We start from the raw sequence: 13,885 nt of genomic DNA, 5'->3' as shown, positions 1-13,885 counted from the left end.
ACGAACGCGCATCAAGAAAGTATACTATATCTGATCCTGTATAACAGTTGTCTTTTTTATCATTGAAACCGTACTTTTTCAGGACACCGTAAGGCATTCAGATTGAAAATTATAAGCCCGTTACGAGGTAATGGAATTGAGCCTGATCATTTTTTTGAATCCGGGTCCGCGACAATTGCGCCGGAAGCGGCAACCTGCTTTCATATATTAATAAAGGCATATCCGATGCAAGCCAGGAAATTATACTATTTTTATTTTATGATCGCCCGTAGTAAAAGCCTGGTTCTGTTTATTTTAATTGTATTCCTATCCCCTTATTGCATAGCCCAGAAATGGCATACACAAACCGACAGCCTGCTGATGGCTTACAAAAAGGCTGCTATTCCGGTGCAAAAAGTTAAGCTGCTTACCGATGCCGTTGCCATCTTTCTTTTACAAAACCCCGATACCGCCCTGTTACTGAGTAACGAGGCCGAGGTTATTGCTGAAAGCAGCGGTAACGATACGGCGCGGGCAATGGCATATGCCGCCAAAAGCGCCGCGTACCTGATAAAAGATAACGATGCCATGATCCTTGAGTATGCGTTAAAGGGTTTGAAGCTGAGCGAACGCACCATATTACCCCCCGATGTGCTGGCCTCTTTAAACAGAAAGCTGGGGTTTGTATACCGGAACTCCAACCGCTTTGCTGAATCTGTAGATGCCTATAAAAAAGCGCTGGCGTATTCCACCCTGTCGCACAACGTATACGACATGGCCACTACCTCCTCCAACATCGGCAACACGTTCAATTCCTTCAACCAATACGACAGCGCCCTTATCTACCACAACAAAACCATTGAGTTTGCCCGCAAGGCCGGTTTTAAAGATATCATCGTCCGGTCGTACATGCAGATCATCAATTCATATAATGGATTGCAACAATACCCAAAAGCATTTCAGGCGGTGGCCGATATGCAGCCTTACCTGAACGATGCCGATGTAACGCAGGTTACAAAGGGGCTGGTTTATACTGTTATTGCCAGTTTGGATATGCGGCATGGCGACAAACACCACGCCCTGGCCGCCAAGTACCTCGATAGCATGAAGCACCTGATTACTCATACAGCGCCTGGTAAAGAAAACCTGATCAACTATTACCTCAACCGGTCGTTGCTTGAGTTCAGCCTGAACCATTTTGATTCGGCATCAGCGGCTCTTGAAAAATACGATGAGCTGAAAAAGATCCACGACGATGAGATCATCAGCGGTCATGCCCAGGAACTGGCCACCCGGTATGAAACCGGTAAAAAAGACGCCCGCATAAAAGACCTCGACCAGCAGAACCGGCTGCGCAAAAGATTATTGTTCGGCTCTTTTACAGCATGTGCCGTCTTCCTGGCCCTGTTATGGTGGGTATGGGAGCAAAATAAAAAAATAAGAAAACAGGAAGGACATTTGAATTACCTGATGAAAGAGCTGCACCACCGCGTTAAGAACAACCTGCAGATCGTGAGCAGCCTGCTGAACCTGCAAAGCGCCAGGATCGATGATCCCCTGGCGCAGAAGGCGCTGATGGAAGGCCAGCACCGTATAGAAGCCATGAGCCTCATACACCAGAAGTTGTATCAAACAAAAACAACCAGCCGGGTAAACATCCAGGAGTTCATTGCCGAATTATCGGAAAACCTGATGCATGCCTACGGCTACAAAGCCCATAATTTTAACCTGCAATTACAGGTGGCAGTAAAAGAACTGGAAGCAGATGTTGCCATCCCGGCAGGCCTAATTCTGAATGAAGTGGTGACCAATGCCTTCAAGTATGCTTATAAAAATGTAGCCAACCCTGCATTGCATATTTCATTACAGGAACAGGCCAATAAGCTGCAGCTGACCATTGGCGACAATGGCCGGGAGCTCACGGAGAAGGCCTGGAAATATTCCACCTCCTTTGGGCGGCAGTTAATATTGTCGCTCACCCAGCAACTGGAAGGCGCCATGCAATTGACCTGTGATAACGGATCAATATTTACTTTTACATTTCCTGTTAAACCAGCCTAATCATGAATGACAAAGTAAGGATCATGATCGTGGAGGATGAATCCATTGTAGCATTGGACCTCTCGATGCGATTACAAAAAGAAGGGTACGAAGTAGTAGGCATTGCCGCCAGCAGCGACGACGCCATTACCCTGTTTACCGATCAAAAACCCGACCTGGTGCTGATGGACATCAACATCAAGGGCGCCAAAGACGGCATTGAAACCGCCGCCGCGTTAAAAAAACTCCAGGAAGTGCCGCTTATTTTTCTTACGGCCTTTTCGCAAAATGAATATGTGAACAGGGCCAAAGCGGTAAACCCATCGGCATACCTGGTCAAACCGTTCAATAACGACAGCCTGCATACCAGCATCCAGATAGCCATTCATAATTTTGCCGTTCCGGGTAAACCTACCGATCCCCAGCCAACTGATACCACGAAGGAAGAAGTAAATAAAGAAACCCTGCTTTTCTTCAATAACTACTTCTTTGTAAAGCACAATTACCGGTTCAATAAATTCTCCATCGATGAACTGTTGTTTGCCGAAAGCGATAACAATTATATCAAGCTGGTCACCACCAATAAAAAGATCGCCTTACGGGTATCGCTGCAATACATAGCAGACAAATTCAACCATCCTGCACTGGTGCGCGTTCACCGGGGTTTTATTGTAAACATCAGGAACATCGACAGTTTTAATGAAGAGGAGATCATTATCGGGTCACACCAGATCCCTATTGGCAGAAATTATAAAGATGATTTTCTGAAAAGCTTTCGATACCTGTAAACGTTGCCCATACAATAAACACCAATCACCAGAGTTTATATACAAATCATACAGGATAAATGAGCTTTTTAAAGAAATTGTTCCCCAAAAAAGAAGCGCCCATTAATACCTATGCCGATTTCTGGAACTGGTTTCAACAGCATGAAAAAGCATATTTCAATGCTGTAAAAACCGGCGGCACCCGCGTTGAAAAGGATCTGTTTGATAAATTGTCCCCAAAACTGCAGGAGCTGAAGGCAGGGTTGTTCCTGGTAGCAGGAATGTACGACGAGCATACCGCAGAACTGATCATTACCCCCGATGGCATTATAAAAAACATTGTGTTTGCCGAAGAGATCGTTCAGGCAGCGCCGGTCATTGAAGGCTGGAAGTTCACCGCCCTGAAGCCCGCCCTCGATTTGCCGGATATGCGTATAAAGCTGGAAGGCTATGTGTTCGACAAAGATCATTTGTCATTCTATTCAAACGACAGCATTTTATACCCCGATGAAATTGACATCACTATTTCGTATCAGGATTATAAAAAGGAAGATGAAACTACCATCATCAACGGCACGTATATTTTTCTCGACAATACCCTCGGCGAGCTCAATTCGATAACCACCATCGACAATCTTACCGTACAGGGTTTGCCTCAAACAAAACAGGAACTGATCCCCATTGAAAAGCTGAAAGACTTTCTGATCTGGCGGCAAAAGGAATTCCTGGAAAAATACGACGGCCATCGCCACGATACGGAGAATGATAACTACGCAGGGCTGGAAGCTCAAATGCCAAATGGCTGGCCATTGATAGCGGTGGTGAACTCCACCCTGCTGGAATGGGATGCCAAAGCATCGCACCCCTGGATCCTGCATTTTGACATTGCCTACGATGGCCAGGGAAGGAACGGCCTGCCAGATAACGATACTTACCAGTTAATGGCTGTTTTTGAAGAAGCCGTGATGAACGAGCTGAAGGATTTTGAAGGCTATTTGAACATAGCCCGGGAAACCGCCAATAATAAAAGAACGGTATATTTTGCCTGTAAAGACTTCAGAAAACCATCAAAAGTATTGCACCGTTTGATCCGGGAATATTACGGCAAACTCAATATTTCGTATGATGTGTTTAAAGATAAGTACTGGCAATCATTGAATAAATTCATTTCCAACTAAGAAAAGAAACATTTCGTCGTAAAAAGTTGCACAGGAAAGTATAATTACTATATTTACCTTATATAAAAAATGTTGAATGTACAATTCAATGTTTTTTGAGCCCCAAAATCCATAATTCCAATATCTAATATCCAGCTTATGCAAGCAGATAGTATGAAAACCGTACGTTCCATTGCCATCGTGTATTCCGAAGCGGCCTCTGGTCCCCTCTCCGCCGCTACCGCCTTAAAAAATGTTTTACAGAACCGCAATCCCTTCTGCCATGTGCGCCTGGTGAACATCGCCGAGATCTTCGATCATCATCCGCTGTTCGGAAAGATCGTTCGCTCCGGGATCAGGCTTTTCAACTGGCAATTAAGAAATGACAAAGTAGCCGGGTTAAAAAAACAGATTGACCTCACTATGTTTTTTGCCAACCGGGTTGGGAAAAGTGGCATCCGCAAAATTTCCCGGTACTGGGAAGCATCACCAGCAGACATTGTGGTTTCCGTAACGCCCATGTACAATCCGGTGTTGTACCGCAGCGCCCAGCTGGCCAATCCGGATGTGCAATGCATTACCGTGCCCGTCGATTTCGAAGAAGTACGGAGCAACTACTGGTTCACACCAGATGTGAAGCAGTATTATTTAAATGGTACCGCCCGCCTGCAATTACAGGCAGCCAAAGCAGGCATCCCCGAAAAAGAACGTTTTCGTATAGATGGCATGCCGGTTGGTGTTTGTGCATATGAATGCACCCCGCACAACCGCAGCGAACAATTGAGGGCAATCGGGTTGAACCCCGCATGGCCCGTTGGTTTCCTTTCCTTCGGCGCACAGGGCAGCCGCAACATCCTGGCCATTACCAAAGCGCTGGCCAAACAACACCGCCACCTGAACCTCATTATCATGTGTGGCAAGAATAAAAAACTGTACAGACAGGTAACGGCGTTAAAACTGCCTTTTCCTGTTGCCGTATATACTTATTTACCAAAAACGCCACTGCGTCACCTGCACCTGGCCGATTTTGCCATTGGCAAACCAAGCGCCATGACCATTACCGAATCATTGATAACGCAAACGCCACTGATAGTACAACAAAGCAAGGGCATGCGCCCCATACAAAAAGCCAACGAAGAATGGCTTAAACAGGCAAAGACCGGTATTGTAGCGTCAACCCCTGAAACGATAGCTGCTGCAGTAAATGAGATCGTAAATAACCCGGTTTTTAAAGAACAGATGGATGAGCACCATCACCAGGCACTTTATCAAATGGCGGCGTTTATTGAAAAGCTTGGAAAAATAAACCAGATACATAAGCCCTATTTACATGTCACAGCCTAAACAGACAAGCACAAAAAAGAAAGGAACAAAAAAACAACCGGCAGACTGGCCAGTCAATAATGGTCCCATTGACCTGGCCCTTCATGATCTGCCACACGAATCATCGACCCTGGAATGCTGGAACCAGAATTGTCATTTGGCAACTATACAAGGCCGGCATTTTTCCCTGTTCGCCTCCTTTACCCGAACGGTTATCGGAAAAGACGAACATACCGGCGAAGCCATCTATATGCATTCCGTTTCCTGGGCACTAACCGACACCGATAATCAAAAATACTATCCCGACTCCCTGGCCGACCGCGCCGATGCCCTCGTTAGCAATACCACTTTACAACTGGAGATTGATCACAACAGCTTTCAAAAAATACAGGAGGGAAAATACCAGCTCAAACTGTACAACCCCGGTACGGGTGTAGGTTGCGAGCTGAATTTTATGCCCTTTGTAAATCCGGTATTGCATGGTAACAACGGCCTGGTAACAGGTACGCGTGGGGAAGAACTGTTCTATTATTTTATCCCGGCCTGTGAAGTGAATGGCACCATTACCCTGCCTGGCGGGGAATCGTTTGATGTGGAAGGCTGCGGCTGGTACGATCACCGGTTTGGCAAACCCAAAACCGCCAGAGCCAAAAAACAGCAATTGTCATTGAACTGGTTCTCCATTCAGTTAGACAACAACTGGCAAATAACCGCCTACGAATTATACGACACCAATAATCAACCGGCCTTATTCGAGACCCATAAACCACCGGCCGCCCGTTGGGCCATTCTTATTGACCCGGGTGGCAATGCGGCGACCTTACATGACTTTCAGTTAACGCCAGGTGAAACCTGGACCAGCGCCCGCACGTTTATCGCCTATCCTACCCAATGGCGGTTAACCATTCCTGAATATTATACTGAATTGGACATTCATTCGCCCCTGCCCGACCAGGAAGTGATCACGGTTGTTGATAAACCTGCCTTCTGGCAAGGCCGGGTGCAGATCAAAGGTAACTTTGGTAAGAGAAGCGTAAATGGATTGGGGTATGTTGAGAGGAGTTGACTTGTTGACACGTTAATACGTTGACACGTTAATACGTTGACACGTTAATACGTTGACACGTTGATACGTTAACGTGGAAGAAGAAGCAATGGAGAGTAAAAGCAGGAAGTTGATAGCGTTGACAGAGTTGATAAAGGGCGTAGGTTGAGAAGAAGGTCTACCACGTCAACCAGTTAACGTGTCAACCTATTAACTGTATTTCCTTTATCAACACTATCAACTCTGTCAACGCTATCAACTCTACTTAACTACCTTAAACTCAACTCTTCTATTCTTTTCACGCGCAGCAGGTATATCTTTTCCTTTTTTGTCTTTCTCTTTCTCCAGAGGTTTAGTTGCGCCATAACCTTTAGCAATCAGGCGGCGGCCGTCTATACCGGCATTCACCAGGTAATTCACACAGGCATCAGCACGGGCCTGAGACAATTGCTGGTTGTAGCTGGCAGAACCAATGCCATCGGTATGCGCTGAGATCTCCAGTTTTACGGTTGGGTTGGCTTTCAGATAAGCCGCCATATCATTCATATAACCATAAGAGGCTGGATCCACTTCTTTTTCGTTATAACCAAACCGCAGATCGTGCGTTACCAGGGTCTCCTGGCCTTTGAACGGATCAGGGATCTTTGCCAAACAGTTTTGACCCACGTTGATGGTATCTGAACTGGCGGTGGCAGAAGCCAGCGTTTCGTTTTTATACTTATCCATTACTGCAGTGAGGCGTACTTCCCTGCCAATTTCAGTTTCCAGCGTATAATAACCTTCCGCGTTGGTTGTTTGGGTTGCTACAGACTGTCCGTTCGTACTGGTAGCCGTAACAGTGGCGCCACTGATAGGCGTTTTGCTTTCGCAATCCACAATTTGTCCGCTGAAATATTGATGATACGGCTTGTGCAGGGAGAACAATTCCAGGCAGCACAGGGAGGCGCGGTCGCTGCTGATGATCGCATCTTCAAGCAGGTTCTTACCACGGCTTACAAAATAGCTGTCGTTTTTTACGGAATTCACGGGGTAACCCAGGTTCACAGCTTCAGACCAATTGCTGCCAAAAGCGCCGGTTGAAGAAAACAGATCAAAACCACCCATGCCGGTACGGCCTTTAGAGGCAAACACCAGCGTGTTGGCAGGTGCAAAATAAAAAGGCGCCCCATCATCTTCTTTGGTATTGATAGCAGTACCAATATTCATGGCTTTACCGGGGCGGCCTTCTTTCAATGGCGCATACCAGATGTCGAAACCACCCTGACCACCCGGCCGGTTGCTCGAGAACAACAGGTATTTACCGTCTGCTGTTACGTGCGGTTGACGGGCATCCGTACCTTCCATATTCACGGAGCCTTCTACCAGGGTGGCAGCACTCCAGCCATTGGCGCCGTTTTCACTACTGTATATCGCAAACATTTTTTTACCATCACCTGCGGTATTCCAACCGGTAAAGAACATCTTTTTACCATCGGGCGAAAAGGTAGCCACCCCCTGATGCGTACTGTTGATACCGGTTATGGGCAATTTTTGGGCTTCATCAAAACTACCGATGTGTTGCGCGGTAGTATACAAAGCATTGTTGTATTCTGTTGTCTTGCTTTTTTCATCAACACTGCTGCGGGTAGCCGTGAAAACCAGGGTGCTGGCATTCATCCAGGCAGCCGCATAACTGGCGCCTTCTTTATTGACCCCGCTATTCAGTTTGGTAAGCTGAACATGTCCTTCCCCCTGCTGTAATTGCTGTTGAATAAAATTGCAATTGGCCAGCTCCTGCGTTGCTTTGATTTTATATTCAGGAGCCGGTTTTGTTTTAAGGAATTTCTCCAGTTGTTGCCGGGCCTGGCTGTATTTGCCATTGGCCCGCAAACAAATGGCATATTCATACGCAGCATTGGGATACGCCGCTGCATCCAGGTCAATCACGGCTGCGTAATATGGTTCGGCATGACTGAAGTCCTGCAGTTTGTAATAAGAATTGGCCAGGTTATACAACGGCGTCACCCTGGGGTTTACCCCTTTACTTTGGGTTGAACCGGCTTCTTTTTTCTCTACCTGGTATGGCTCATAGCCATTTTGAGCACTCTTATTACCGGCCAGTGATTTTTCATAATACCGGGCGGCTGAATAATAGTCACCCTGCTTATAGAATTTATCAGCAGCCCGTTTATAATTTTTTACAACCTGCGCCTGACTAACATGGATTGCTACTACCAGGCCTGATATTATAATAATATGCTTGAACATACTTAAAAATTAATGATGTGAATTGAACTGCCAGGGCCAATTGTCAATTGACAATTGGCCATTGGCCATTGATTACATGGCCGGACAAACAAACGGAACCCGTTTTGTTTTAACTGACCGGTGACCCATTACAGACAGCGAGATCTCAAAGCTGTTGGCTTTACCACTGATCTTCGACAGATCCGAAGTACCAACATCATAGCTAAGGCCCAGTACAAACGTTTTATAATATAAGCCTACATAGGGAACGATAGCGTCTTTGATGCGGTAGTTGGCGCCCAACAAAAAGTCGGCATCTTCATTGATGTTGCTTTGTACATAAGCGCCGATCATTTTTTCAGTAGCCTTTCCCTGGCGCATGTACAGCAGGTTGGGTGTAATGCTGAGCCCTTCGGAAATATTGAACTGCGCACCGCCATGGGCCGTTATGCGAACGGGCATCTTTGTTTTGTCGGGCCCGGTGGTAAAAGGATCTTCCGGCTGCGTTAAATGGTACCCCGAGAGCCCGGCAAACAGGTTCATCTTTTTGCCAGGGGTGGCATCGTAATACACCACACCGGCGCCGGCATCGAAACTGGAACCGGAAGTTTTATTCAGCGGTTCATCATTAACGGTACTCACTTCTCCGGTGGCCGGGTTATACATCCCATTGGTCTGCAGTTTCGACGGATCGAAACGGCGGTTGATCAACCCGAATGACATCCCCATTGAAATGTGCTGGTTGCCATCGGTCCCAAACCGTACGCCGGTATACGCCATAGAGGCATAAGCCGTCAAATAATTATACCCGCCACTACCGGCCTGCTGGTTCATGATGTTCAGCCCCACATTTAAATTCTTGTTAGTGGTAATATCTGCCGATATACCGGGGGTTACATACGGACTGGAAACAGCATCCCATTGACGGCGATAAATGGCCGTTACGCGGTAGTCACCATCCATAACACCCGTTAAGCCTGGATTCAGCCACAACGGATATATGTAATACTGCGAGTAGTGCGGGTCTGTTTGCGCCTGGGTGCAAATACCACTCAGCACAGCCATCAGCCCCATTGTGAATATAGCGAGGTTTCTCATAATAGTTAGTTTTATGGTTTAGCGGATCAAACTGATCGTTCCTTTTTTGTTTACAACAGTACCATCCAGCATGGTCATGGTGAGCGCATACACATACACCCCTACCGGTTGTTGTTTACCATTGTAAGTACCATCCCAACCATTTTGCTGGCTGCTGCTTTCGAAGATCTTTTCACCCCACTGGTTAAAGATCATCAACCGCATGGTTCTTATTTCCGGGCTTTCTATTTTAAATACGTCGCTCTTCCCATTATTGTTAGGTGTAAAGGCGTTGGGTACGAAATACTTGTTGTTCAACGTATGCGCCACTACCCGGGGTGAAGTGGCTGTTGGGCAATTAGCTGAAGTGCCCAGCGCCCGCACGGTAAAGTCAACCTCTGCACCTGCTGTTAAACCGGTAACCACATGGTATAAACCGGTTGGGCCTGAAGATGGGTTCACATAATTCACGCCATCGGTTGATACTTTATAACCGGTTGCATTGGTTACCGTCAACCAGGAGAAGCGGATAGATGTAGTGGTAGTGGTGTCGATCTGAACAGTAGGTCCTGCACCTAATTGTAAACAAAGGGTACGGCCGGTTACTTTTGCTGATGTATCGTTAGGACAGTCTACCGTTGTTCCCAGTGCAATTACCGTCAGGGAAACATCGGTTCCGGCAAGAACATTTGAAACGGTATGTGTAGTACCTGTGGCGCCGGAAGAAGGCGCTGTATAATTTACGCCATCGGTCGACACCAGGTAACCGGTTGCATTGGTTACCGCATTCCAGCTAAAGCTTACCAGGTTGGTAGTAGTATTGCTTACTGTAACAACAGGCCTGGTCAACGCTAAACAAAAACTGAATTCAAAAGCGCCGATATCTGGTTTTGCATGACGGGCCTGGTTGTTGATATCGGTAGTGATGCCAACGGGAATACCCTTGTTATCGAATGCCGGGATGTTAGGAGTATAATCACCTGTAGAAGGGCTAAGGAAAACCGGGTCCATACTTATGGAGTTGGTATCAGATAGCCAGGCAGCTTGCCAGGTTGCCCCCAAAGCAGCGTAATCACTGCCAAATAAATTACCAACGAAATTCCTGGTACCGGTTGTTGACCCGTTGAAAAAATTGTTATAATCTGAAATATAAGTAGAACCTGCGCCACCAAGATAAAAACAATACTTGGCACCGGTACCTCCTCTTTTGATAACGATGTTATTATCCTTCACTACGAGGCCCACGGTTGTTACCCCTCCCATATTGATCCCCCTGGTATTCTGGGTTGAGGCCGCAGCATCATCCAACACAATTGTATTGTGATAATAGTTTACATTATAGGAACCAAGATTATTAATTGCATATTGCTGACTGTTGCTGTTAAAGTTATAGATGAGGTTATTGCTAACGGTGATCGATTCGTTGAGATCAGGAATGTTTGAATTATTCATGATCCCGTTTACGGCGCCTGTATTTGTTTTGGCTGCACCGAACGGATCATGGATCCTGTTTTTTGAAATAACCAGGTTATTGTGGTTACCATCAGTATTGATACAGTTGGTTGTAGTACCGGTACCAGTACCGCCGAAGTTGAGTGTACGGGCAGGCCGGCTGATATCGTTGCCTTCTATCAGCATGTTCTGGGTATTTACCACAGTTATACCATATTGACGGAAGTCTTTAATTATGTTATTGGTGATTATGTTCCCCTGTGTATATCCATTTGCCGAAGAAGTACATGAAATACCAATATTACCACCGATGATGGTATTACCGGTAATGGTATTACTATCATTAAAGCTGGGATTAGCTGTATTGGTATAATTGCTGGCCAGTGGGCTCATGGCAATACCTGCCAAATCGGGGGCTGTAGCTACGGCCATGCTCATGGTAATAGTACAGTTCTTAACGGTATTGTGTGTGGCGCCGTTGATAAATTGAAAACCTGCACCATATTGACCGCTTGCAGTAGCATCGGGATTTACCTTCAGGCCATCGAAAATGAAATACTGGGCGCCATTGAATTTAACCACCGCTCTTTCATTGGTATTGGTACTTAAAAATGCCAGGGTAGCGCCATTACCTTTGAAGGTAACGGTGTTGGTGGAAGAAGTACCATTTATTTTAGGTATGATCAATTGCTCTCGATATACAGTACCATTGTCAACAACATTAAATACCACCGGGCCGCGGATACCGCAACGGATAGCATTCAGGGCATCATTAAAGGTTTGGTAGTTGGTGCCGCTTGTAGGCTGCAGGTTATTGATGGTATAGGTAGCTGCAGGCAGTGAAGGTGAAACAGTTACCAGAATGGGGGTTGAATAGTCAGTCTGCGATCCACAGGTTACCGCTGCACGATAGTACAGGGTGCTGATAGCATTGTAGCTGTTGGTTGCCGGGTGCGCCAGTGCTGCGCCGACATTACTATAAGTTCCGTTGATGGTAGCGGATGTTTGCCATTGGTAGGTTTGGCCGGTACCAAATGAATTACCGGTAAGATTCAACGCCATGGGCGATCCTTCACAAATGGGTGAACCGGGTAACATGGTAGCGGCGCCACCTACTGCAGGGCCTACGCAGGTAGGCGTTAAAAATTCATAGGCGCCAATATCAGGGTGCTGGTTGTTACGAACAGCACCGGTGATATCGTTATTGATACCTACATACTGGCCCAGGTTGTCGATGGTTTTATCGGTGGGTATCAGGTTAAAATTGATGGGGTCGGTATATAGCGGATCAGAACTTACTGAAAGCAGGTCTTTACCTGTTTTTGTTTGCCAGTTAGCCAGCGTGGTTTGTGTACCGCCACTATACCCTACCGCATTGGTAGAGCCGCCTGAAGGCACATAAAACAGGTTACGCTCACTACTTAACTGCGGTATGGTGGCCGCCATGTGAAACCCATAGTTCTTATCGGTAGTGGTACGGCTGATGGTAATTATGTTATCTACTACATTCAGTCCGCTGTATACATTCGTGTAAATGCCAGCCGTTTCTTTACTGCCGGTAACCGCATGGTTATCGAGCGAAATGGTATTGTGGTAAATATTCATGTACGTGCCGCCATCGGCATAAATACCATACTGCTCCCCGCCGCTTTGAAAATCATAAATAAGATTATTGGCTATTAAATTGGCCGTTGTCGCTGAAGCAAAGGCCTGGCCCACATCAATTCCATTGTAACGGCCATTAGGGTCGGCGGTGGCGTCATAAAAGTGGTGGATCTTGTTGTTAATGATCTGCGTATTGATATTAGGTTCAAACAACGTAATACCATCAGACCTGATATCAACAGGGGCACTTACATCATTGCCCTGTACCAGCAAGCCATCGTTATAAAACAAATAAATTCCAACATTCCAGTAACCGGAGATCTTGTTATCGATGATCTGGTTTCCTTTCATATAAGTCATCTGTTCATTGGACGCAGGTACACTTGACAGAGTAATACCTGAATTTCCGCCAGTGATGGTATTATTGCTGATCAGGTTGCTATCACAAAAACTGTTTCCCTGCGCAGAAGCAAAATCAACCGACCCGTTGATAACGATCCCGTCATTGTTTTGCGGTACACTGGTATTTATGTTATTCAGGATCGTACAATTCCGTATGGTATTGTGGTTGGCATCGTTTACGATATGCACCCCTACCCCAAACTCAGAGTTGGTAAGCGCCGTTGGAACGATCTTCAGGTTATCGATGGTAACGTAGTTAACATGGTTCAGCAGTACCAGTTCGCGGTTAAAGGCGTCGGTTGAAAGATAGGTAAGCGTAACACCGTTACAATTGAAGATAAGCGGTTTGGTAACTGAACTTTTAATGTCTTCTATCAGGAGGATCCGCTCATTATACGGGCCGCTACCAGCCGCTACGGTAACAGTAACAGCGCCGGTAAGACCGCCAGACAGAAAATTCACACAATCATTGAATGAATTGAAATTCCTGCCGGCTGTGGGTTGTCTGCTATCGATGGTATAATTTCCGGAGATCTGGGCCTGTAACCGGCTAACAGGTACACACAAGCCACAAATCACAATGATCCTTACTATAAATAAATTACAATACGAACTCAGGCGTTTCAAAATACGCATAGCAGTAGAATTGGTTTTTAATGCTGAACGCTAAATGCCTAACGCAGAACGCCGCTTTCGCGTTTGGCGTTCCGCCTTCAGGGCGTTTCGCGTTTTATGTTGCTTAAAGTTATTGCAGTGTTAACCGTGTTATCCCAATGTTAACTGCCGAAACAAAAAACAGTGGTTTTGCACTA

8 protein-coding genes are annotated in these 13,885 nt (G+C 46.2%); 5 read left to right on the top strand and 3 right to left on the bottom strand.

All coding sequences use genetic code 11. The features are described 5' to 3' along the window. Positions 1–258 precede the first annotated feature (258 nt). The 5 genes from NIAKO_RS36475 (at position 259) to NIAKO_RS07370 (ending at position 6,332) form a co-directional block, all read left to right on the top strand. A complete protein-coding gene (locus NIAKO_RS36475; protein WP_165761339.1) occupies positions 259–2,040 on the top strand; it encodes a sensor histidine kinase in 1,782 nt (593 codons plus the stop codon). Positions 2,041–2,042: 2 nt separating this feature from the next. Next, a complete protein-coding gene (locus NIAKO_RS07385; RefSeq protein ID WP_014217787.1) occupies positions 2,043–2,807 on the top strand; it encodes a response regulator in 765 nt (254 codons plus the stop codon). Positions 2,808–2,866: 59 nt separating this feature from the next. Further along, positions 2,867–3,964 carry a DUF695 domain-containing protein gene (locus NIAKO_RS07380; RefSeq protein ID WP_014217786.1) on the top strand — a complete coding sequence of 366 codons (1,098 nt, stop codon included), beginning with the start codon at positions 2,867–2,869 and terminating at the stop codon, positions 3,962–3,964. Positions 3,965–4,102: 138 nt separating this feature from the next. Further along, a complete protein-coding gene (locus NIAKO_RS07375) occupies positions 4,103–5,287 on the top strand; it encodes a glycosyltransferase (protein ID WP_014217785.1) in 1,185 nt (394 codons plus the stop codon). After that, a complete protein-coding gene (locus NIAKO_RS07370) occupies positions 5,274–6,332 on the top strand; it encodes a lipocalin family protein (protein ID WP_014217784.1) in 1,059 nt (352 codons plus the stop codon). The genes NIAKO_RS07375 and NIAKO_RS07370 overlap by 14 nt, the downstream gene beginning before the upstream one ends. Before the next feature lie 240 nt (positions 6,333–6,572). Here NIAKO_RS07370 and NIAKO_RS07365 read toward each other — a convergent pair whose 3' ends face one another. The 3 genes from NIAKO_RS07365 to NIAKO_RS07355 form a co-directional block, all read right to left on the bottom strand. Beyond that, positions 6,573–8,558, bottom strand: a complete 1,986-nt coding sequence (locus NIAKO_RS07365; RefSeq protein ID WP_014217783.1) for an OmpA family protein — start codon at positions 8,556–8,558, stop codon at positions 6,573–6,575. Positions 8,559–8,630: 72 nt separating this feature from the next. Further along, positions 8,631–9,635 carry a PorP/SprF family type IX secretion system membrane protein gene (locus tag NIAKO_RS07360; RefSeq protein WP_014217782.1) on the bottom strand — a complete coding sequence of 335 codons (1,005 nt, stop codon included), beginning with the start codon at positions 9,633–9,635 and terminating at the stop codon, positions 8,631–8,633. Positions 9,636–9,653: 18 nt separating this feature from the next. Further along, entirely contained in the window at positions 9,654–13,709 is a 4,056-nt protein-coding gene (locus tag NIAKO_RS07355) for a T9SS type B sorting domain-containing protein (protein WP_014217781.1), read from the bottom strand. Positions 13,710–13,885 lie beyond the last annotated feature (176 nt).

It is taken from the genome of Niastella koreensis GR20-10 (assembly GCF_000246855.1).
Classification (GTDB): domain Bacteria; phylum Bacteroidota; class Bacteroidia; order Chitinophagales; family Chitinophagaceae; genus Niastella; species Niastella koreensis.
This window is presented reverse-complemented; position numbering and strand designations above follow the sequence as displayed.

What these genes read in the sequence shown, in the direction of transcription:
- NIAKO_RS36475 (WP_165761339.1), top strand. Translation starts at nt 259, where the DNA reads ATGATCGCCCGTAGTAAAAGCCTGGTTCTGTTTATTTTAATTGTATTC.
- NIAKO_RS07385 (WP_014217787.1), top strand. Translation starts at nt 2,043, where the DNA reads ATGAATGACAAAGTAAGGATCATGATCGTGGAGGATGAATCCATTGTA.
- NIAKO_RS07380 (WP_014217786.1), top strand. Translation starts at nt 2,867, where the DNA reads ATGAGCTTTTTAAAGAAATTGTTCCCCAAAAAAGAAGCGCCCATTAAT.
- NIAKO_RS07375 (WP_014217785.1), top strand. Translation starts at nt 4,103, where the DNA reads ATGCAAGCAGATAGTATGAAAACCGTACGTTCCATTGCCATCGTGTAT.
- NIAKO_RS07370 (WP_014217784.1), top strand. Translation starts at nt 5,274, where the DNA reads ATGTCACAGCCTAAACAGACAAGCACAAAAAAGAAAGGAACAAAAAAA.
- NIAKO_RS07365 (WP_014217783.1), bottom strand. Translation starts at nt 8,558, where the DNA reads ATGTTCAAGCATATTATTATAATATCAGGCCTGGTAGTAGCAATCCAT.
- NIAKO_RS07360 (WP_014217782.1), bottom strand. Translation starts at nt 9,635, where the DNA reads ATGAGAAACCTCGCTATATTCACAATGGGGCTGATGGCTGTGCTGAGT.
- NIAKO_RS07355 (WP_014217781.1), bottom strand. Translation starts at nt 13,709, where the DNA reads ATGCGTATTTTGAAACGCCTGAGTTCGTATTGTAATTTATTTATAGTA.